Below are 21,308 nucleotides of genomic sequence, written 5' to 3' on the forward strand. Positions count from 1 at the left end.
AATGATTGCTTAGTCAAATGATAAATCATGGCGAATATGGGTATATCAATGAACCTGATGCATATATAGGAGGATCGACAACCACTTGGACACGGCTGTCCTTAAAGGTTTCGATGTCATGATTGTTGATATTTTGAAATTGCACCTGCACCACACGTGGTTCAACCCATTCTCCACCTTCTCCAAAACGTATGTTACCAATGACTGTTTCAAAAGCATGATCCCGACAATATGCAGAAAGAACCACATCTTCCAGACTTTCAGTTGCTATAATAGCCTGTTCAAGCACTTGCATTTGTGCATATGCCAAAGGGACCATATAGTAACCAAGCTGATCTACATTTTCTTCAACTGCCCTTGCCTGATATTTGGCTAACATATCAGCAACACCCAAAAAATTCATCTTTGGCACCGGTACCCAATATTCGTAATTGACAAAGCCATTTAGAAGTGGCCCCAACTCTTTCTTTACAGAAGCACTCTGTGGTCCAATCATAGCACCACCAACCATCTTTGGACGGTAATCACTCTTATGAATCGCACGAACCAGTCCGATCGAATCGTTCAAATAGGAACAAATGAAAAACAAATCGGCATTTATTACTTTTACCTGATCGATTAGTGGTGTAAAATCTTCTGTTGAAAGTGGATAGGTTCTTTCATAAACAACCTGAAAGCCATATTTCTCTGCATTTTCTCTGGCTCCAATAACCGGATTTTTTGAAAATTCAGCATCGGCAGATAGTATAGCAACGGTTAATGGTTTAGGAGTTTGGGAAGTTGCAAGTGCAAAAAAACCTTCGGTAAGTGTTGAATTGGGCTTAGGACCTGTAGGAATCATTGCAAAATAATCTGGATACTTCAGATTCAAGTTAACGCCTAACCCCATCAGTCCTACTAAGAATCTTTTACGTTCCATGATTACAGACATCGAGGCTGCAATGGTATTTGTTCCATATCCACCAATAACCAAGTCTACTTTCTCCTTGTCTAAAAGACTTGTGTAAATATCAGATACTTGTGACGGATCTCCATTATCGTCATAACAAACAAGCTCTACTCTACGACCAAGAAGCCCGCCTTTGCTGTTAATATCTTCCTCCCAAATGCGATGTGCAAGCCTGACTGCTTTAGTATTCTCAGCCACTGGACCTGAAAGTGAAAGGCTATAACCAATACGGATCGGGTTATTTATTTTTTCATTTGAATGTGTCATAATGCCAGAATTTTATTATTAGATTTCTCTTAATCTCCTGAAAGGCGTATGCTGCCTTTCATCGTGTAAAAACTACCATCAGGCAACGTTGCATTGCTGTAAATAATTCCGTTCTTATGGTCTTCGACATGGGTTACCGTTGCTCCAGATTTTTCTTTCCATGCTATCATATATACTTGTGAACGCACTTCAGCAATAGTAGTTTCTACCCTTTCCGAGTAACCACTTTCCGTTAGCGAACCGCCGTCTATGACGGTAAAAACCATGGATTCATCCGTTTCAAAGAAAAGCTCTGTTTTCAAAATCCCTACATCCATGATATATCTGTTACCTGTTAATTTGTTTTTCATGTTTTAATAATTTAAAAAGAAGTCATTGAGTTCCCATTACCAGATTTTGAAGCAGGGGTTTCTTCCTGCACAACATCCCAGTGTTCTGCTATTTTCCCATCTTCCAACCGGAAGATATCTACTACTATAACTGGCACTGGACCCCACCCATGTACAAGGCTGTGTGTAATCACAATATCATTTTCCTCCACGATGATACCTGGTTTCCACCTAAAGCTGGCATCTAAAACCGGCAATAACTGTCTCAGCCCTTCGTGACCATTTATCATGGATGGATTGTGTTGTTGGTAAGATTCATGCCAATAACGTTCTATTGCAGTACTGTCTTTTTCGTGAAACAATTCATTCATTGCTTTTAGTACGATTTCTTTGTTTTTCATTTTTTATATTTTAATGAGTTTAATCTAAGCCATCAAGCTATTTTCAAAGTCTGAAACTTCTATTCTTGTCAGTTTTATTGTTCGTCATTTTGACATGAGTGCTACTCTTAAATGATTTTCACTTTCTGATTACTTCTGATAAATTTGAAAGCAATACATATGCATGTATTTGTCGAAGATGTTCAATTGAGACTTTATTCTTGTATATTGTCGAGTTCCAAAAGCTTCGTCTTGAATTGATCTAATTCCGAATCTGTTTTTTCTTTAACCATTTGAAGAAGTTCTTCTGCATCCTTTCCGACTGTTACACGTATAGGGGCGGGGATTTGCTTCGAAATTTCTATTATCTTGGCCGCTGCCAGATCTCCATTTAAGCCAGTGGCTTGCATTGCATTAAGTGAAGAACTAAATTTTTCAAAATACTTACCATAGAGTTGTTTTTGCTCTTCCGTCATTGCATCCGATACCTCTTTCAACTGTGTGGCTGTCTTAGCTGGACCACCAGTACGCATATTTCCTGGTTGAACCATTATAAAATCAATTCCTTGTGGTTTTAATTCTATTCTATATACATCAGCAAAAGATTCCATAGTGGCTTTTGATGCACTTGAAGGACCACTGAATGGCAGAGAAAAAGGCCCAGTCAAAGAACCTATCTGTAGAATGCGACCCTTTGCCTTCCTTAGTAATGGTAGAAAGGCATTGATTGTAGAAATGCTACCGAATACATTTACTTCGAATTCTTTTCTAATAGCATCTAATTCCAATACTTCCATAGGTCCCGGAGTAAGTACTCCAGCATTGTTGATTAAAATATCTAAACCGTAATTCCCTAATGTTGAAGCAACGATTTTACTCCAATTCCTGACATCTGTTTCATTGGTGATATCAGTCACAGTAAATGTGATGTCAAAATCAGAAAGCTCATGCTTTTGCGCCTCGATTTCGAGTGGAGAGAATGCTGTACCAAAAACTTTGTAACCTTGCTTTGCGAATCCGATCGCCAGCTCAAGTCCAAGCCCACTGCCTGCGCCAGTAATGGCTACTGTTTTAGTTTTTTTCCGTTCCATATATATAGATTTATTGTTATTTGTCGTATGCTTGTTTTTCGAGATATAAAGAACCTTTGTGTTCGCTTGTGTTTTTAAAGACAAGGCTATTCACTATTAATCTACTTTTGCAGGAAAGTGAGCAGCTCTGTATTGAATTTTTCCAATTCTTCGAAAAACAAACCATGACCACTGTTCTCAAATTTTACGATATAAGAATTTTTAATTCCTTTATGCATTTGTTCTGCCAATGCAAATTCACAAATAATATCTTTTGTTCCGTGGAAGATGGCAGTTGGGATATTTATTTTTGAAAGTTCACTTCTTAAATCTGTATCTCGCAAAGCAATCAAACTCTGTGTGGTGGCATAAGGGGAAGCTTCTATATTAATACCTCCCAGCCAGTTGGCAATGCCTGTAGGTAAAGCCGTTTCACTCGCACCGAATATTTTGCCAAAATTTTCTAGAAGCTGAGGTCTGTTAATCTTGCTCAATGCGATCAGATCATTTACAGCTTCTTTGGTAAAGCCAAAATTATAATCATTTCGTTTGGTCCAAACCGGTGCTGCTGCACCAAATAATGCAAGCTTATTTACTCTGCTACTATTGTATTTTGCCACATAATGAATAGATATAGCGCCTCCCATAGAGAATCCGCCTAATGTAGCATCTTTAATATCCAATTGATCCAACACGGCTTTTATATCCTGAGCATATACATCATAATTATATGCACCAAAAGGCTTGTCTGATTTCCCAAATCCACGTAATGTAATTCCTATCACCCTGTAGCCTTTATCAACCAAAAAATGATACTGATATTCATACATTGCATCGCTTAACGGCCAACCGTGAATTAAAACCACTGGTTTTCCCTCACCCAAATCTGTGACGTGCAGTTTGACATTTTTTTCTACCGTAATGTATTCTTCTCTTCCAAGAGAGGCCACATTACTTTGAGCAACAATAGTAGCCGAAACAAAAAGCATTGTTAAAATTGTAAATATATTTTTCATTTTAGAGAATTAAATTAAAGTTGCTTTTAAGGTAATTTCTAATTTGTAAGCATTACTTACAGGACAGGTTTCTTCGGCAGATTTGGCTATTTTTTGAAACTCTTCTTCCGTAATTCCGTCAATTTTGGCAGTCAATACCAAATCGGATTTTGTGATAACACCATTATCTAATGTGATGGTTGATGTAGTGGTCAGTTCCTCGGGATTGTAGCCTGCAGCTGTGAGGTCTGCACTCAGCTTCATGGTAAAACAGCCCGCATGTGCTGCTGCCATAAGCTCTTCTGGATTAGTGCCTGTTCCGTTTTCAAAACGGGATACAAAAGTATAAGGGGTTTGTTTTAAAACTCCGCTTTGTGAAGTCAGGTGCCCTTTACCTTCTTTAATCGTACCGTTCCATACGGCTGTTGCTTGTTTCTTTAAATTCATAATTACTTGATTTTTAAATTAAACTTGATTATTCTAAATAAGGTTGATATAATGGATGAGTGAAAAAATTATTGTCGCAAAATGTGATTTAGTTCTTTGTATTATAATAACCTCCAAAGTATTTCACCGGTGACCATGTGGGAAGTGTTTCCGGGAGTTTAGGTGACAATTTGCTGTATTCTTCTTCACCAAAAACAATTCTTCCATCAAGTACAGTTAAAACTGATGAAATGGTTTTTATTTCATCTTCTGGTATGGTAAAAAAGTCCTTATTAAGCAACGCAAAATCTGCTAAATTACCTGGAATTATTTTACCCATTTCGCTTTCTTGATTTTCAAACCAAGTAGGTCCAACCGTAACTAATCTCAATGCTTCTTCTCTTGTTAACCGATTATTTTTTGCAAGTATTTCAGAGCCTGAAACAGACTTTCCGGTAATCATCCAACTAATACCAATCCATGGGTTATATGATGAAGCTCTAAACGCGTCTGTGGTAATTGCTAGTGGAATACCGCTATCTACCAACTGTCTTAATCTTGGGGTTTGTAATGCTTTTTCAATTCCGTGTGTTTTTATAAATCCATCTCCATGCATTGCCATTTTCATATCTAAGGCAATACCCCCACCTAGTTTTTTTACTCTGGCAATATTTTCGGGAGTAATGGTTTCAGCGTGTTCAATGCTCCAACGTAAACCGTCCAATGGTGTCTTATTGTTTATTTCCTCCAAAGCGTCTAAAAATGATGTGATGTTTTCATTGTAACTAATATGCAAACGAAAAGGTATTCCTTTCTCTATAAGTTTGGTAATATCTTCTTTTATATAGCGATGCATTAGTTCTTTATCTATGATGACCGCAGGTCTGTCAAAATTTTCGTGGTCATGTATTTCTAATCTAAGTATTTCACCTGTACCTTCGTATACGTGACCATGTGCCATGTGAGGATGTAAGTTTTCTCCTGCACTAATTGGAGATTTTCTTGTTACGGCATTAATCTGTGCATCTACCAAACTAGGACTACTGGTGTCACCAAACTGAAGATCTATAAACGGCATTCTTATATTTAGGCGGTTTTCTTTTGCTAGTTCCTGTATTGGAACATGTCCATGAGGGTAACCATAGATACTAGCAGCATCGACGGCTGTGGTAACTCCAAAACGATTCATATCATGTATGGCATTAGCAATTGAACTAAGTTGCTCTTCTTCTGACGGTTGTGGTACCATTAATTCTAGTGCAGCAAATGTAAATGTGTACGAATGCATAACACCTGTGTACTTTCCATTTTTATCTTTCTCGAATATTGTATCCGGAGAGTCCGGAAATTTATCCGTACCCACTCCAAAAGCTTCCATAGCCAATTCATTTAAATAAGCACGGTTGTAGGCATACTGTACAATCACAGGTCTGTTTGGAACTGCTTTCTTAATTTCTTCGATGGTCGGTAGTCGATTTTCTTCAAACTGGTAAGGAGACCAACCTCCAATCACTTTAACCCATTGACCTTCAGGAGTTCGTTTTGCCTGTTCACTCAACATTTCCAAGGCACGTTTTAATGTAGGTACACCTTCCCATCTTACGTTATAATTATAGCTTCTTTCGTTCAGTAAATGTGTGTGGGCATCATTAATACCTGGTATCAGGCGACGGCTATGTGCATCAATAAGCTTGGTATTATTGTCCTTCAGTTCCAGTATCTCAGAATCTGTACCTACAGCATAAATTCTACCTCTTTTTACTGCTAGTGCAGAAGCTTCGGGCTTGGTCAGGCTTCCAGTGGTAATTTTTGCATTGAACACAATCAAATCGGCACCGATTAGTTGCTTATCAGATTGGGCATTTGCATTTATAGCAAAGATAATTGCCACTACTATAGTAAAGATTTTCTTCATGTTTGTTTTAGATTTAAGTTTATTTAATGTTTTATTATGTTGCCGTATTTTCCGGCATAAAAATCGCGGTAGGCATCTGCTATCTCAGACCGGCTGTTCATTACAAACGGACCTTCGGCTACAATTGGTTCTGTATAATGTTCACCACCAAATAGTAAAATATCTGTAGCTTCATTCAGTTTGTTTTCAATGAAGATTTCACCTGCATTTCTGTCAAATTCTATAAATTCACCTGCTTCAAATTCAGCATCGTTAAGGATTGTATTCTTAGTGGGTAAAAATGCTGCTATTTCAATTTTTTCGTCAATAAAAGTGGAAAAGCTTTTCCCTGCTTCAATATGGATATGGTATAAGAACTGCTGGGAATAATTTGGTATTATGGATTTTAAATCTTCATAATTGCCAACAATTACTTTTATCCAACCACTATCATTTGGTAATGATTTTTGGGGGACTTCTTCGCTTTGAATTGCTAAATACTCCGGTTTTTCGACTTTGTTTTTTGCCGGAAGGTTGATCCAGAATTGAAAGGCATGTGTACTATTGGTTCCTGTACGGGAATCTACATTTAACGTTTCATCATGAATAATCCCGTTTCCGGCTTTCATCCACTGAATCCCTCCAGAATAAACTTTTGCATGATTTCCCATACTATCAAAATGCTCATCTTCGCCTTCTATTATATAGCTTAATGTCGCTATTCCCCGGTGAGGATGTCCGCCCGTTCCGCTATCCATAGATGATGAATGAACTTTCGGAATGATATGATCTAAGAACACAAATGGCCCGACAGCATCGGTATATCTATTCGCCAACATCCGATAAATAGTCAAATCGCCTATGTCAGCTCTTTGTCCTTTTGTTGAAAAGCTAGTTTGTTTTTTCATATTCTAATTATTTTTAATCAAGAAATACATATAATTATTGTATTTTTCCTTCTTCAAATACAGCGATGTCCATTCCTGTTGCTACAATTGATTCTATATTCGGTCCCATTCCCCAAATTAGCCTGCCTACATTATTATTAATGACCACCGGTTTTAGTTTAAAAAAATTAAATTCTGCAGGCATCTTAGCCAGAATATTATTTATACTTTCATTAATAGCTTCATATCCTGTTGTTTGATGGCCCACATGATATAAAGTACTCTCAGCGGTATAGATGGTCTGAATTGATTTCATTCTGTCAGAAGCCTCTCTTTCGCTCCATACCCAAGCTAAATTTTCTTCCATTAGAAGAGCTAAATCGTTACTCATAAGTATACTTTTATGTTACAAATTACTTGATAGATCAACCAGAGACTGTCAAAATATGACAGTCTTTGTTTTAATACTATTTATTATTGTTGCGGAGGTGTGGTAGCAAGTAACTGCAATTCCCAGGCTAAGGCAACTCCGCTTCCTCCACCGTGATCAAACAAAATAGGACCTAATTGAGATGCAGTATCTAAACGAGCCCAATCGCGTTGCCACTCTGAAACTACAGCCAACCAATTGATTGGAACAATACCTACCTGAACCATTCTACGTACAGCCATATCATGTGCTTCAGGGCTTACACTGCCACACGCATCTGTAACTACAAATACATCATAACCTTCTCCCAAAGCTTGAATTGCAGGCATTGCAACACAAACCTCTGTCCACAGCCCGGCTAAAATCAATTGCTTACGACCACTTTCTTTTACGATATCAGTAACTGCAGGTCCTCCCAAGTATTGATAAATGTTCTGTTAATAGGCTTTTGTTCTGGGAATACATCTTGAATACCTTTGATGATAAGGCCTCCTCGTTCTTCGGTAACGGTAGTAAGAATAGTAGGTACATTAAATACTTTTGTAGCTTTAGCAAGCCCTACAGTATTATTGATAATCATTGTAGGTTCGTGGCTATGTAAATTGGCAACCTGAAAAGGCTGATGATCAATTAATACTACGATACTGTCTTCTGGACGAAGTAGCCCTTGAAGACCAATTTTTGGTGATTTTTCCATTTCTTTTTGATTTAAAAGTTAATAATTCAAAATTATGTTAATGGAAATAAAAAAAAGTAGACAAATGTCTATGAAATGAAAAATGAAGTAAATAGTGAATATTGAAAGTAGGATTTCTATACAATAGCTATCAGTAATAAGATAGGAGAATAATAATGAAGAGAATTTTTACAGCGGTTTCTGCGACTCAGAATTGCAATTGATAAGGAGTTAACTTGTTCAGAAATTTATTTAGTGGCGTGTAGCGTTTAGAAAATGGATTTTCTTTGATTTAAACTAAATTTTTATCTTTATCCGACAGTGATTTGATTACTTCTTTACGATTGGACAGCCCAAATTCAATTAATGTATTCAAGACAGTCCATACTTCTTGAGCATGCTTCGTTAAGGCATAGTAAGTTATATCTTGTGTGGGGGTATATTCAATATTTTTTTGGATCAGTTGATGAGCTTCCAACATAGTAAGTTCAGAACTTAGTACTTTCGGGGAGATGCCTTCAGATACTTCAAAAAAATCTTTAAACCTTAGTTTTTCATAATAATGTAAATTTAGAAGAATACAGAAACGCCATTTACCACTTAATAAATCTAAAGTATCCCTCAATGCTAAAAATCTTTTTTTTAAAATTTCTTCGTTTTCCGTACAAGGTTTTATTATTTTTTCCATAATACTTTCCTAAAGGTTAGTAAACACAAATTTACAAAATAATGAATGTAATTTTGCTTAAAATAATTTTAAAATGAAACGAATATTAGTTACAGGTGCAACCGGAAAACAAGGTAGCGCCACAGTACACGAATTACTAGAAAATAATTTTGAGGTATTTGCTCTTACCAGAAATCCGAAATCGTCTGAAGCTAATAATTTAGAAAAGGCTGGAGCGGTTTTAGTGAAAGGTGATATAGAAAATATTCAAGCTTTAAGTGATCTATTTAAAAAAATCGATGGACTTTATCTCGTTCTTCCTCCAGTATGGGTTTCTAGCAGAGAAACAGATGAGCAAGAAGCAGAACTCGGAATAGAAGTAATTAAATTAGCAGAAATGCAAGGCGTTAAATTTGTTCTTTACTCATCAGTTCTTGGTGCGGATAAACAAGATTTATTCAGACCGAAATTTAAGTTCACCATCGAAAAATATTTGTTAGAAAGTGATCTACAAGGAGCTGTAATAAGACCTGCTTCGTTTATGGAAAACCTATTTTTACCAAGTTTCGGATTAGGAGATGGTAAATTTATTAATCCTTTGCCAGAAGAAACGGCAATTTCCTGGGTATCAACCAATGATATTGGAACTTTTGCACGAATAATATTTCAGAACTATGAACAATTCAATGGCAAAACAATTGATTTTGGAGGTACAGTTTATACCCCTAAACAAGTCTTACAACTCTTGGAAGAGAAGTTGAACCAGCCGATTGATTTCATACAAGTACCGCTAGAAATACTTTATAAACAAAGTGAAACATTTGCAAGATTGGTTGAAATGATTGAGAAAGAAGGTTATGATCCTATCGATTATGAATTTATATCTTCTTGGATGCCAAAACTAACAGGCTTTGAACAGTGGATGGATGAAATCGGTATTCAAAAAATAAAAGAGTTACGTTCTATAAACAATTAACTACAAATAATAAAAATAACTTTTGATTAATGGGACTATTCAAAAACCGTTGGTAAATATCGAGGGCACTAAAAAAGTCTTTTTAAATATGGTAAAATTAAAAGCATTAGTACTTTTGATTTTACCATATTTTTTTCTAAATTGATGTTAGAATTTAGAAACCATACTAGGTTGGAAAAGAATGATAACTAGTAGAACAAATATTGTGGATTTTTATGTGGGTGCAAGTATTGACGAACAAACTGATAAAGGTTATTCTCAGCGAAACCAAGAGCAGATGCTAAGAAAATACTATGTCAGTCATAAAATTGAAGTTCGAACTGTAATTTATGAAGATCACTCAGCGAGATCCTTTTAATCGTCCACGATGAAAAGAATTAATTCAAAACCTAAAGAAAAGAAAAAACACTACGAATCTCGCATTGTTCACAAAATGGGATCGCTTTAGTCGGAATGTTGTTGATGCTTATAAATGACAAACATATTAAGGAAATATGGTGCAAAACTCTAGGTTATAGAGTAACCTTTTGATCTTTCTATTCTCAGCTCGCTTTTTATCTGGCAGCATCAGAAGCGGTGGTATTTGGCTAAGAGGAAAAGCTTTCAACCACCAAACTATCCAAATACAAAGAAGGTTTTAGGGAATCACAATTCATTATTTTTGTATATATTTATCATCTAGACAATCCACTGAGTAGACAATCCGTCACCATGATTTTGCGTAAAAAAAAGACACCAAATTACTTTTTACCAAATGGTAATTACGTAGTTAAAACCGTTTCCTAATTTTACAACAATGGAAAAATTAATTGAATATATTTTACAGTTTGGGAATTTAAACCAACAGCAAATCGACTTTATCAAAAGTAAAACAACATACTTGGAACTGAAAAAGGATGACTATTTTTCCGAAGCAGGGAAATCGCCTAATTACATTGGTTTCGTTTTGGAAGGCGTTTTTCGTTTTTGCTATTACGACAATAAAGGGGAAGAAATAACCTATTATTTTATTAACGAAGATAGTTTCATAACAGATCAGCAAAAATTTGATACACAAACAGCTGCAACTGATTATATACAGGCCGTTACCGACTGTAAGATGTTGGTATTTTCTAGAAAAGATTGGGATGATATTTTAAACACAATCATTGATTGGGACAAGATATCGGCAAAAATAGTACAAAAATGTTTTATGGACGCTATGGATAGAAGAAGTCCTTTAGTTTCAGAAGATGCTACTACCCGTTATTTATCGTTCCTTGAAAAATACCCAATGCTTATCAACCGTATTCCCCTTTCTTATATTGCTTCTTACTTGGGAATTACCCAACAATCGTTGAGTAGAATTAGAAAAAACATCCGCTAAAATTGCTTTTTACCAAATGGTAAATAGTTTCCTTTTTAAAATCAAGAACTTTGTGTCATTAATTTAAAACAACAAATAATGAGCAGAAAAATAGTTTTAATAACAGGAACAAATAGCGGATTTGGATGGCTTACAGCAAAGAGTATTGCTGCATTGGGGCACACTGTTTACGCTACAATGAGAGATACAAAGGGCAAAAATTTAGATAAAGCACAAGCCCTTTCAACGATAGACAATATCACCGTACTAGATGTTGCCTTAACAGATGAAGATAGTGTACAAAACGCCATTGAATCAATCATTTCCAAGGAAGGAACAATAGATATTTTAGTAAATAATGCTGGCTTCAGCAGAAACGGTATAGCAGAAAGTTTTACCACAGCCGATGTGCAAGAAATATTTGATATCAATGTTATTGCACCTTGGAGATTAATGAAATTGGTACTACCGCATATGCGTAAGCAATCAGAAGGCTTAATTATCAATATCACTAGCGGATTTGGAAGAGTTTCCTTTCCTTTCTCAGTCATGTACAGTGCTTCAAAATTTGGATTAGAAGGCATTAGCGAGGGTTTGCATTACGAAGTACGCCCCTTGGGTGTCGACGTTGCTATTCTACAACCAGGCGCTTTCCCGACTGAGATGTCGCAGAAACTCAGTTTTGGTTCGGATACTTCAGTTGTTGACGCATACGAACCTATTGCAGATTTCCCTAATAAGATGGCGGCGGCTGTTGGAAAAGCATTCGAAACTTTAAAGCCCAATCCACAAGATGTTGCTGATGCCGTTGTGAATTTAATTAATTTACCCAAAGGAGAACGTCCACTAAGGACTAATGTTGATCCTTTTACAGGACAATATATTAATGCCGCAAATAATGCCGTACAAGTTGAATTCAATAAAACTATAAAGGCATTTGGAATGGAAGGTTTTTTAGTGTAAAGAGTGTAATGTAATATAGATAACAATAGTTGTTAATGAGCCCGAAAAGATATTGGGCTCATTATGTTTAAATTAATTAATAGAGCTTTAAAGTTACTTTCTTTTTTTAATCAATTGTAATCCAATATGCTTTTTACTTATTATTCCTATTATTAAATTGGTAAAATATTTTGCTTATGTATAGACCTGTTTAATCTGTAGCTATATTCATCTAAATATTTCTCTATATTTTGTTGATGCATTAAAGAGTAGGTATTTTATTTACAGTTCTATAAATTTATTTAAAAAAAATGTAGATGGTGTAAATCATTCTTTACTACTACTTTTTTAGTTTTTTCAAATTATTAGTGATCAAATTTATATCTTAACTTGTGTGCCAAATTTAAAAAAAAACTATTATTCATGAATGTTGGGATTTCCAAAAATATTCTTTCTAAGGACGTACTAAAATAGTAATCACAAATATTTACTTTTAATCACGGTCATTTTTTCTCTCATCATTTCGTTGATTGTAAAGGGAATTCCACCCATACCAATTCCGGATGCATCTCTGCCGCCAAAAGGCATCCAATCGACCCTGAACGCCGTATGGTCATTGACCATTACCGCAGTAGCATTAAGTTTTTTAACGGTGTCCATAGCGATGTCTATATTTTTTGTAAATACCGCAGCCTGGAAATGGACATCTAGGGCATTAGCTCTACTGATGGCTTCTTCTCTGTCGGTATAAGAATAGATACAGACCACCGGTCCGAAAATTTCACTGGTTGACACTTTTGATTTTTCTGAAGGATTAAGTAAAACGGTTGGTTGATAAAGAGTTGTGGAAATTCGTTTTCCTCCAGAAAGCACCTGTGCTCCTTCATCAATTGCCTCATTTACCCATTCTTCTACACGATCTACTTCTTTTGGTGAGATCAAAGGGCCAACATCGGTAGTTGTATTTGCCGGATTCCCAACCAACAATTGATTCGTTGCAACAACAAATTTCTCAATAAAATTTTCTAGTATTTCAACGTGTACAAAAACCCGTTGTACCGAAACACAAACTTGCCCAGCATGATAAAACCCGCCTTTTACCAAATCAGGAATCATCGTTTCGAAATCAGCATCTTTTTCCACAATGACAGGTGCTGCTCCACCGTGTTCCAAAGCGCTTCTTGTACCTGGCGACAATTTACTGTTCAAATACCAGCCCACTTTAGCTGAGCCGATAAAGGAGAAAAAATGAATTCGTGAATCGGTAACCAATGCTTCGGCTAGATCTCTTTCACAAAGTATCACCTGTAACCAACCTTCGGGTGCGCCAGCTTCTTTAAAAATTTCTGCCAAGGCCATCCCGGACATGGGGGTTGTCATAGCTGGTTTGAATATGACCGGACAACCGGCTGCAAATGCTGTCGCAACCTGATGCACCGCTAAATTCAATGGATGATTAAAGGCACTAATAGCAGCTACAACACCAATCGGTTCTTTGGTGGTAAAAGCCAATCGGTTTTGCGCTGATTCCGTCAAAGCCATTGGAATTTGCTCACCCTTAATTTGTGAGATATGCTCGGCGGCTAATTTGACACCTTTGATGGCTCTTAGCACTTCGGCTTTTGAATCTTTGTAAGGTTTTCCTCCTTCACTGAGCGCCAAATGCGTTAGTTCTTCAATTCTCTCACTCATTAAAGAGGCTGCTTTTTCCAATATTTCTATCCTTTTATACGCAGGAATCCAGAGCGATTGGTTTTCAAAAAGATTTTTAGCCGTTTGAATAACTTTTTCAAGTTCGTTCTTGTCAATCAAATTCAATTCTTTGATTGTGCTCAAGTCGTAAGGTGACTCTATTTTTACGGTCTTCATCATAATAGCTGTTTTAATTTGTGTTGATAAAGTTATAACTTAGAAATAGCTTCTTTGATAGGTGTATCTCCATCGTGCATCGTGATGACTTTTTTGAATGCAGCTTGATTTTGTAATACTTCAACCAATGTCGTTACTACGTTTTCAATGGCGTTTCCTGCCGGATTTTCTACGTTGACTTTTATCATTCCCGAACCATTTTTTTCTTCTAGGGTGCCTGGCTGCAAAATCGTATAGTTTAAGACTGTGCTAAGCAACCACTGATCTGCATAATGTTTGGCGATGTAGTAATCGGTTAAGGGTTGCAAAAAGCTTTCGTTCCATCTGTTGGGTTGCAACGCAAAAACTGAACTTAACAGGACGTATCTCTTAATGTTAAGTTTCTCTGCAACCTGCATCGTTTTGATGGCTCCGTGTAAATCAACCTGTAACAAATTTTTTCCTCTTGACCCCGATACAAAATAAATAGCTTCAATTTCATTAGGGATCATTTCTTCTATTTCTTCTACACTGCTTAATAAATCTAATTTGATCTGTGAAAAATTGGGAAAATCCATTAAAAGTTCAGCTTTCCTGGACGTGCCAACTACTGTATGATTCTCATGAAGTAAAGCCTTTACCAAAAGTTGGCCTACTCTTCCTGTTGTACCTATTACTAGTATTTTCATTTTGTAGTTTATTTTTAGAATTTGCTAATTTAAGAAATATCCGATAAAAGTATATTAGCCCCCGCCATGGCGACTTCTTTGTCTTGCTGTAAAGAACCTCCGGATACACCAATGGCTCCAATGATCTGACCGCTATCGTTTCGCAGTAAAACACCGCCAGCAAAAGTTATTAAACCATTATTCGAGTTTTCGATAAGATACAAAGGCTCCCCCGGCTGTGATAATTTCCCCAAATCTTCTGTGTTTTTCTCAAAAAGGCGAGAGGTTTTAGCTTTTTTAATGGCTATATCTACGCTTCCCAAAAGCGCATCATCCATTCTGATGAAAGATTTTAAATTAGCTCCTTCATCTACAATGGCAATATTCATAGGGGTTTTAATTTCTTTGGCTTTGGCCTTGGCAAATTCAAGGACTTTATCTGCTTGTTGAGATGTGATATTCATAACTAGACTTTTTAACTATAAGTTTACCGGAGTGGTTACAATTACTTCTCTATCTTCTAAAAGCGGGATTATTTTTCTCAAAACATATTCATGATAATGTAATGATTTCTTATGTTCTTCGAATGCATGTTCATTGGAATAGCCTTCGAATAGTATGATCGTGTTAGGGTCTGACTTGCTTTGATGCACTTGATAAAAAAGGTTTCCATTTTCTTTGATACTTTCATCGTGTACTATCTTCAAAAAATTCAAAACATGTTCAAGCTGACCTTCTTTGACTTCCCACCTTGCAAAAACATGGATGACACTGCTATCTTTTATGATCATCTGACTGTTATTAGTAGGAGCGTCTAGATTTTGTGTCATCATTTTCTGTGTCTGTGCTAAACCATCCAAGGTAAACATTATGAATAGCACTATCGTGAATATAACCTTATTGTTTTTCATACTACCTCATTTTTAATCGAAAATTATCCCCCTATCCAACGAAGAGGATAAGGGGATAATTTGCAGCCTATTATTATTTGGATAAATTTAAGATCGCAATCATTTTTTCAGCCACTCCTTTTGCCGAAGCAGGATTTTGACCGGTTACCAGATTACCATCTGCAATGCTATGATCAGACCAAGGTTCAGCAGCATGGAATTTTGCACCTTGCTTTGTCAAGGCAGTTTCAAGAAGGAAAGGCACATCTGCCAATGCATAAGCTTCTTCTTCTTCATCTGTGAATGAGGTAATATTTTTACCGTTTACCAAATAGGATCCATCGCTAAGTTTTACATTCAACAAAGATACCGGACCGTGACATACAGCACCCACAACGGCATTTCTTTCATAGGTCTCTTTAATTACTTTTTTAAGGAGTTTATTTTCCGGCATATCGACCATTGGGGCTAAACCGCCGGGTACAAAGATAGCGTCGTACTTACTAACATCAACATCCGATAGTTTTACAGCCTTTTGCATGGCTTTCCATCCTTCTCCTGTTAAAAAAGCTAGGTTTTGTGGATCATTTGCCAATTCTAACGCATCTAAATATGGAGTATCTCCTGTTAAACTGGCAAAGTCAATTTGATAATTGGCCTTGTCAAATTCGGCATACGGATGAGCCACTTCTGGTAAAAAGATGCCCGTTCTACGATTGTTTGGACCAATTGCGTTAGCATTTGATACAATGATTAAAACTTTTTTGTCTGCTTTTACTTCACTTTTAATAGTTTCTTTTTCTACGGAACTATTTTCTTCTTTGCCTTCTGCAAACGAAGAGAAAAAGGCAATTGCCAGTGTTGCGATAATGAACTTTTTCATGATGATAAATTTTAAATTGTTAATACTATTTTTATTGCTTTTGATAAGTCAAAGGTAGTTTAAACAAGTACCTTAAGAGAAGGAGCATACTCACAAAAAGAGTGTGATGCAAATCACTTTTGACTTAACATAAAAATGATTCTTACTTTTTATTTTATTTAGATAATTACTAGATTTTGCATTCTATTACATCTTAATATGCATCAAAACTCCTGCACAGTGGGGCGTAATACAATTTCGTTGATATCTACATCGGCAGGTTGTTCAATGGCAAAGGCGATTGCTCTTGCCACAGAAGCAGCGGGTATAGCCAGTTCATAGAACTTGTTGACGCCGTTGGCACTGGTTTCGTGCTTTGTACTGAACTTTAATTCCGAATCAACAGCCCCAGGTTCTATCGTAGTTGTTCGTATATTTCCGCCAACTTCATGTCGAAGACCATCGGTTATAGCACGAACCGCATATTTGGTTCCGCTATAAACAGTACCACCCGGACTGAAAACCTTGATGCCAGCAACAGAACCCAAATTGATGAAATGCCCAGATTCCTGTTTTTGAAAAATGGGTAAAGCAGCTGCTATTCCATACAAGACCCCTTTGATATTAATATCGATCATACTGTCCCATTCATCGATCCTAAGCTCAGACATTGGGGCAATAGGCATGATACCAGCGTTATTAATCAAAACGTCAATTTTACCGTAAGTAGTTACAGCAGTGTTAACCAAGGTCAGGACTTGTTCTTTATCGGTTACATCTGTAACTTGGTATATTGCAGAGCCTCCTTTCGAGGTAATCTCTGCTACAATTTGTTCCAATCTATCTCCTCGTCTTGCTCCAAGCACAACACGCGCTCCTTTTTCAGCAAGATATTTGGCTGTTTCCTCTCCCAGACCGCTACTGGCTCCAGTAATGACGACGACTTTATTTTGAATATTATTTTCCATTTTAATTATTTTTAAATGTCCAATAATGAACTAATTATTACTTCTCTGTTTTCCAATAACGGAACTATTTTTCCAACCACTACATCCTGAAAATGTGCGGAATTTCTATGAAATTCCAATGCTTCCTGATTCTTGTACTCTTCAAAAAGCATCAAGATATTTTCGTTGTCATTCCCTTGATATACTTCATATTTCAGGTTCCCTTCTTCAGCAGAGCTTTTTGCAACAGCTTCTTTCAAAAGTGATACAACGGCGTCTAAATTACCTTGTTTTACCTGCCATTTGGCAAAGGTTATGATTGTTTTATTGTTCATGATTTTAAATTTTAATTGAAACAATTTCTCTTGATTTCCCGAAAGGAACTGTCTCTAATGTGTTATTTTTCAGTTAATAACGCGACTACTTTTTCGCCTACACTTTTTGCCGAAGCGGGATTTTGTCCGGTCACTATTCGTCCGTCTTGAATGCTTTGATCCTGCCAAGGTTCTGCCTCATGAAATATAGCACCCTGTTCTACCAATGCTGTTTGTAAATCGAAAGGAACATCGGCTCTGGCATAGTTGTCTTCCTCTTTTGTGGTAAATGATGAAATGTTTTTGCCCTCAACAAGATAGGAGCCATCACTCAATTTGGTATTAAGGAATGCTACAGGGCCGTGACATACGGCACTAATTACGGCACCACGCTCATAAGTCTGGACTATCACCTTTTTCAATAATTCGTTTTCAGGCATGTCTACCATAGGTGCTAATCCTCCCGGAACAAAAACAGCATCATACACACTGGTATCCAAATCTTCCAACTTGGTTGCTTTTTGCATTAGATCCCAACCATCACCCGTCAAAAATTTAAGGTTGTCGGGATCACCTGCTAATCCTAGTGCGTCTAAATAAGGTGTATCACCTGTTAAAGAAGCGAAGTCGATTTTAAAACCTGCTTTGTCAAACTCGGTATAAGGGTGCGCTACTTCTGGTAGAAAAACACCTGTTCTTCTGTTGTTGGGTCCGATGGCATTGGCGTTGGACGCAATGATTAAAACTTTTTTGCTCATGATTTCTACATTTTAAATTGTTACTTACTTTGTTACTTTTGATATATCAAAGGTACGATGAGATACTACCCTTTAAGAAGGAGGCAACGCACAAAAAAAGTGTGATCGAAGTCACACTTTTACATAGAAAGCCATAAATATTATGGAATTATTTTATTGTTACTAATAGTATCCCTTACTCTTTATAAAAAGCAGCTAAGCGATCAGCTACATTTGTTCTGATGCTCATCCAAAATAAATTATAATCCCAAACGTGGAAGTTGTTCGCATTTTTCAGCCAATGATTAAGAGAGCTGGGTGTTTTTACCATCAATAAACCATAATCGTCAATCGTTGCCGAAATTTCGGCCTCAACAATGGATGCTCTTTGTCCTGAACTAGGCACCAAAATTCCTGCTTTTTTAGCGGTAGCTGTCTTTCCTTTGTCTATTGTCCAGGTAATTGGATTAACGCCAATTGTATTGCCGTACATGTTCAGTTCGGCTTCAGTAAAAGTGGCACCTGCGTTAAAGCTTTGCCAAGCAACAACACAACCGGTCTGATTGGGTGAAGTGCCAATTGGAATATTTTTAAATAGATCTACCGGTGTTTTATAACCTGCAAGATAAGCACATACTAATTTATTTTGTAAAGGCCTCCCGTCAAAAAACTCCTGTAATAGTCTTGCTGTATGCCTCGACCCTTGGCTGTGTGCGGCAATAAAGATGGGCCGCCCCTCATTGTGATGGTCTAAATAATATTGAAACGCTTCTTTGATGTCTTGATAGGCGATATCAAAAGCTTGGACTGCATTAGCGGATTCATTACTTACGAAAAAAGCTTTGATGTTTGCCTGCCGGTATCGTGGAGCAAAAACACGGCAACTTGCGTTAAATGCAGTAGCTTGATTGCCTATGCTTAAGGTGTCGGTTGATAGATTTACGGCCTTATCATCAATGTTGGCATTCCAGGGAGCTTCTTTCAGGATTTTAATCCCCTTAAAAGGCTTCTTACCCAATTCACTTAAATCGTAAGTGTTACCATCGCCGCTGATATAAGTAGTTGGATGTACAAAAAACACGTCCGCTTCCAATTCGGCATTCGGCCTTTCAACACCGTTTGGAACGATATCGCTAGAGTCGATTTTAAAAGGAGAAGAAGCCCAATATTTCAAATCAGCATAATCAGGTACAGATCCGAGATTTTGAGGTCCTTTTTTATCCATCTTTCGTTGCATGTACGCAACTGCCTTTTCTTTGTTAAATAAAGCACAACTATTTGCTGAGACGACAAGTAATAATAAGATTAGAGTTCGCATAGTAATGGTTTTATTTGGAATACATTCTGCTCAGGGTTTCTCGACTTAGCCCCAGATATTCGGCAATGAGCTTTTTGGGTAAACGGTGGAGTAAGTCTGGGTAAAGTTTTACGAAAGCTTCATAGCGTTCTTGTGGTGTACTGGAAAGCAATTGTTTAATTCGTTGTTGCAATGCTACATATCCGTTGGTGAGTTTTATCCTGTAAAAATATTCCATTTTATGCAATTCGGCAGAAAGTTTTTCTCTTGTTTCTAGAGTGGAAACCAATACTTCTCCTGCCTCTATACATTCTATAAAAACCGTAGCTTTTTTTTCCTTGAAAAATGCCTGATAATCACTCATCCACCAGTTTTCTTTTGCAAATTGAAGAATGAATTCTTTTCCATTTTCATCAATAAAAAAAACTTTATACAATCCTGACAATACAAAAAATTCATACTTCGCATCATCTCCTTCATGTAATAAGTATTGATTTTTCAGAACCCGCTTCTTAGTGAATAGTATTTTGATATTATCAAATTCTTCATTGGATAAAGGACTTATTTGTTCTATATGTTTTCTTAGTCTTTCCATTTTATGGACGATACATGTCTTAAAATTGACACCAACGTTTTGCCGCTTTACTTAACAGCGGATAAATTTAAATTTTGCATTTAACCCGCCATTTTGCCAGCTATGTTAGATGACGTTTTTGTTTTGGATTTATTAAGTTTATCGTTTTCTTGGAGTCGATATTTTTATTAGCTTCTAAATATTTATTGTCAAAAACGAGATTTATTATTTTATCGGCTCTCATTGGATATTTCTTTAATCCATTTTTAGACCTTGTCGGTCGTTTTTTTAATCCTCATCCACAATTCGGACAAACATTCTCTAAAATATTTTCAACATAATCTTTGCAAAATTTACATTCATAATTACATATCATCGCTTATGCACTTTCTTTTGATGAGTCTTTACCACAATTTTCACAGCATTGTATAATTCTAACATATTCAATTCTATTTATTGTCCCACGAATAATAATTGTTCTCGGTGTCTAATGTAAATCCTGTTTTTGGATATAGATTATTACCAATATGATTTGTTTTTGAAGTTTCTAAAACAAGTCCACAACCGTTTGTTCCCATACATACCTTTTTTGCTTCGTCAATAAGTTGAACGGAAACACCTTTACCTCTGTAATTTTGACTTACAAATAAGTCGTTCAAAAGCCAAAGTCTTTGCATTCTTGTTGAAGAAAAAATGGGGTAGAGTTGAACAAATCCAATTATTTCATTGCTGTCATTTTCAGTCACAAAAATTTCAGAGTCTTGATTTTGAATTCTTTCAAATAGAAAGTTTTCTGCAGATTGTACGTCAGATTGTTTTTTGTAAAATATTCGGTAATCGTCAAAAAGTTTTGATAGGGTTTTTATATCAGATTTTGTCGCTTTTCTTGTTATCATAGGGTGATGTTTTTGTCATGTCCTGGTATAGATTGACATTTT

The 21,308-nt window shown here is 36.4% G+C and carries 27 protein-coding genes and 1 pseudogene; 3 read left to right on the top strand and 25 right to left on the bottom strand.

Annotation, left to right across the window (positions count from 1 at the left end):
- Window positions 1-25 precede the first annotated feature (25 nt).
- From CDL10_RS05690 to CDL10_RS05740, 12 genes are all read right to left on the bottom strand, one after another.
- Window positions 26-1,216 (bottom strand): amino acid ABC transporter substrate-binding protein, encoded by a 1,191-nt coding sequence (locus tag CDL10_RS05690; protein WP_100677639.1) that lies wholly within the window; start codon window positions 1,214-1,216, stop codon window positions 26-28.
- A gap of 29 nt (window positions 1,217-1,245) precedes the next feature.
- Window positions 1,246-1,566 (bottom strand): MoaF-related domain-containing protein, encoded by a 321-nt coding sequence (locus CDL10_RS05695; protein ID WP_100677640.1) that lies wholly within the window; start codon window positions 1,564-1,566, stop codon window positions 1,246-1,248.
- 11 nt (window positions 1,567-1,577) lie between these two features.
- On the bottom strand, window positions 1,578-1,946 hold the full coding sequence (locus tag CDL10_RS05700) for a nuclear transport factor 2 family protein (RefSeq protein WP_100677641.1): 369 nt from the start codon (window positions 1,944-1,946) through the stop codon (window positions 1,578-1,580).
- Window positions 1,947-2,140: 194 nt separating this feature from the next.
- The gene (locus CDL10_RS05705; protein WP_100677642.1) at window positions 2,141-3,016 is read right to left on the bottom strand and encodes an SDR family NAD(P)-dependent oxidoreductase; all 876 of its coding nucleotides are present in this window, start codon (window positions 3,014-3,016) and stop codon (window positions 2,141-2,143) included.
- Between the two features lie 101 nt (window positions 3,017-3,117).
- Window positions 3,118-4,011 (bottom strand): alpha/beta fold hydrolase, encoded by an 894-nt coding sequence (locus CDL10_RS05710; protein WP_100677643.1) that lies wholly within the window; start codon window positions 4,009-4,011, stop codon window positions 3,118-3,120.
- Window positions 4,012-4,020: 9 nt separating this feature from the next.
- The gene (locus CDL10_RS05715; protein ID WP_100677644.1) at window positions 4,021-4,437 is read right to left on the bottom strand and encodes an OsmC family protein; all 417 of its coding nucleotides are present in this window, start codon (window positions 4,435-4,437) and stop codon (window positions 4,021-4,023) included.
- Window positions 4,438-4,525: 88 nt separating this feature from the next.
- A complete protein-coding gene (locus CDL10_RS05720; RefSeq protein WP_100677645.1) occupies window positions 4,526-6,331 on the bottom strand; it encodes an amidohydrolase in 1,806 nt (601 codons plus the stop codon).
- A 23-nt stretch (window positions 6,332-6,354) separates the two neighbouring features.
- The gene (locus CDL10_RS05725) at window positions 6,355-7,218 is read right to left on the bottom strand and encodes a pirin family protein (protein WP_100677646.1); all 864 of its coding nucleotides are present in this window, start codon (window positions 7,216-7,218) and stop codon (window positions 6,355-6,357) included.
- A 34-nt stretch (window positions 7,219-7,252) separates the two neighbouring features.
- Window positions 7,253-7,588, bottom strand: a complete 336-nt coding sequence (locus CDL10_RS05730; protein ID WP_100677647.1) for a nuclear transport factor 2 family protein — start codon at window positions 7,586-7,588, stop codon at window positions 7,253-7,255.
- A gap of 83 nt (window positions 7,589-7,671) precedes the next feature.
- Window positions 7,672-8,046, bottom strand: coding sequence for an isochorismatase family protein (locus tag CDL10_RS11515; protein ID WP_243389296.1), 375 nt, complete (start codon window positions 8,044-8,046; stop codon window positions 7,672-7,674).
- Entirely contained in the window at window positions 8,016-8,324 is a 309-nt protein-coding gene (locus CDL10_RS11520) for a cysteine hydrolase family protein (RefSeq protein WP_243389297.1), read from the bottom strand. The genes CDL10_RS11515 and CDL10_RS11520 overlap by 31 nt, the downstream gene beginning before the upstream one ends.
- 271 nt (window positions 8,325-8,595) lie before the next feature.
- Window positions 8,596-8,991 carry a winged helix-turn-helix transcriptional regulator gene (locus CDL10_RS05740; protein ID WP_100677648.1) on the bottom strand — a complete coding sequence of 132 codons (396 nt, stop codon included), beginning with the start codon at window positions 8,989-8,991 and terminating at the stop codon, window positions 8,596-8,598.
- A gap of 73 nt (window positions 8,992-9,064) precedes the next feature.
- Here CDL10_RS05740 and CDL10_RS05745 point away from each other — a divergent pair, with 73 nt between their 5' ends.
- The 3 genes from CDL10_RS05745 (at window position 9,065) to CDL10_RS05760 (ending at window position 12,254) form a co-directional block, all read left to right on the top strand.
- Window positions 9,065-9,946, top strand: a complete 882-nt coding sequence (locus CDL10_RS05745; protein WP_100677649.1) for an NmrA family NAD(P)-binding protein — start codon at window positions 9,065-9,067, stop codon at window positions 9,944-9,946.
- 796 nt (window positions 9,947-10,742) lie between these two features.
- Complete coding sequence (locus CDL10_RS05755; protein WP_100677650.1) at window positions 10,743-11,312, top strand: Crp/Fnr family transcriptional regulator; 570 nt, start codon at window positions 10,743-10,745, stop codon at window positions 11,310-11,312.
- 78 nt (window positions 11,313-11,390) lie between these two features.
- Entirely contained in the window at window positions 11,391-12,254 is an 864-nt protein-coding gene (locus CDL10_RS05760; protein WP_100677651.1) for an SDR family oxidoreductase, read from the top strand.
- Between the two features lie 93 nt (window positions 12,255-12,347).
- On the opposite strand, the pseudogene CDL10_RS11590 reads toward CDL10_RS05760, so the two are convergent.
- The 13 genes and pseudogenes from CDL10_RS11590 to CDL10_RS05825 form a co-directional block, all read right to left on the bottom strand.
- Window positions 12,348-12,505, bottom strand: a pseudogene (locus CDL10_RS11590) (IS1595 family transposase); the annotation flags it as partial.
- Window positions 12,506-12,710: 205 nt separating this feature from the next.
- Window positions 12,711-14,105, bottom strand: coding sequence for an aldehyde dehydrogenase family protein (locus tag CDL10_RS05770; RefSeq protein ID WP_207760143.1), 1,395 nt, complete (start codon window positions 14,103-14,105; stop codon window positions 12,711-12,713).
- Window positions 14,106-14,134: 29 nt separating this feature from the next.
- Window positions 14,135-14,770: an NAD(P)H-binding protein gene (locus CDL10_RS05775; RefSeq protein ID WP_100677652.1), complete on the bottom strand. Its 636-nt coding sequence runs from the start codon at window positions 14,768-14,770 to the stop codon at window positions 14,135-14,137.
- Window positions 14,771-14,799: 29 nt separating this feature from the next.
- A complete protein-coding gene (locus CDL10_RS05780; protein ID WP_100677653.1) occupies window positions 14,800-15,213 on the bottom strand; it encodes a GlcG/HbpS family heme-binding protein in 414 nt (137 codons plus the stop codon).
- 15 nt (window positions 15,214-15,228) lie between these two features.
- The gene (locus tag CDL10_RS05785; protein ID WP_100677654.1) at window positions 15,229-15,660 is read right to left on the bottom strand and encodes a putative quinol monooxygenase; all 432 of its coding nucleotides are present in this window, start codon (window positions 15,658-15,660) and stop codon (window positions 15,229-15,231) included.
- A 73-nt stretch (window positions 15,661-15,733) separates the two neighbouring features.
- Window positions 15,734-16,522 carry a type 1 glutamine amidotransferase domain-containing protein gene (locus CDL10_RS05790; RefSeq protein WP_100677655.1) on the bottom strand — a complete coding sequence of 263 codons (789 nt, stop codon included), beginning with the start codon at window positions 16,520-16,522 and terminating at the stop codon, window positions 15,734-15,736.
- A 203-nt stretch (window positions 16,523-16,725) separates the two neighbouring features.
- On the bottom strand, window positions 16,726-17,469 hold the full coding sequence (locus tag CDL10_RS05795) for an SDR family oxidoreductase (protein ID WP_100677656.1): 744 nt from the start codon (window positions 17,467-17,469) through the stop codon (window positions 16,726-16,728).
- A gap of 11 nt (window positions 17,470-17,480) precedes the next feature.
- Window positions 17,481-17,783: a putative quinol monooxygenase gene (locus CDL10_RS05800; RefSeq protein ID WP_100677657.1), complete on the bottom strand. Its 303-nt coding sequence runs from the start codon at window positions 17,781-17,783 to the stop codon at window positions 17,481-17,483.
- A 62-nt stretch (window positions 17,784-17,845) separates the two neighbouring features.
- Window positions 17,846-18,520 (bottom strand): type 1 glutamine amidotransferase domain-containing protein, encoded by a 675-nt coding sequence (locus CDL10_RS05805; RefSeq protein ID WP_100677658.1) that lies wholly within the window; start codon window positions 18,518-18,520, stop codon window positions 17,846-17,848.
- A 175-nt stretch (window positions 18,521-18,695) separates the two neighbouring features.
- Window positions 18,696-19,817, bottom strand: coding sequence for a DUF3089 domain-containing protein (locus CDL10_RS05810; RefSeq protein WP_100677659.1), 1,122 nt, complete (start codon window positions 19,815-19,817; stop codon window positions 18,696-18,698).
- Between the two features lie 10 nt (window positions 19,818-19,827).
- On the bottom strand, window positions 19,828-20,391 hold the full coding sequence (locus CDL10_RS05815) for a Crp/Fnr family transcriptional regulator (RefSeq protein ID WP_100677660.1): 564 nt from the start codon (window positions 20,389-20,391) through the stop codon (window positions 19,828-19,830).
- A 274-nt stretch (window positions 20,392-20,665) separates the two neighbouring features.
- Entirely contained in the window at window positions 20,666-20,746 is an 81-nt protein-coding gene (locus tag CDL10_RS11525) for a DUF1272 domain-containing protein (RefSeq protein WP_243389346.1), read from the bottom strand.
- A gap of 73 nt (window positions 20,747-20,819) precedes the next feature.
- The gene (locus tag CDL10_RS05825) at window positions 20,820-21,266 is read right to left on the bottom strand and encodes a GNAT family N-acetyltransferase (RefSeq protein ID WP_100677661.1); all 447 of its coding nucleotides are present in this window, start codon (window positions 21,264-21,266) and stop codon (window positions 20,820-20,822) included.
- Window positions 21,267-21,308 lie beyond the last annotated feature (42 nt).

This window comes from Avrilella dinanensis (assembly GCF_002807015.1).
Classification (GTDB): Bacteria; Bacteroidota; Bacteroidia; order Flavobacteriales; family Flavobacteriaceae; genus Flavobacterium; species Flavobacterium dinanensis.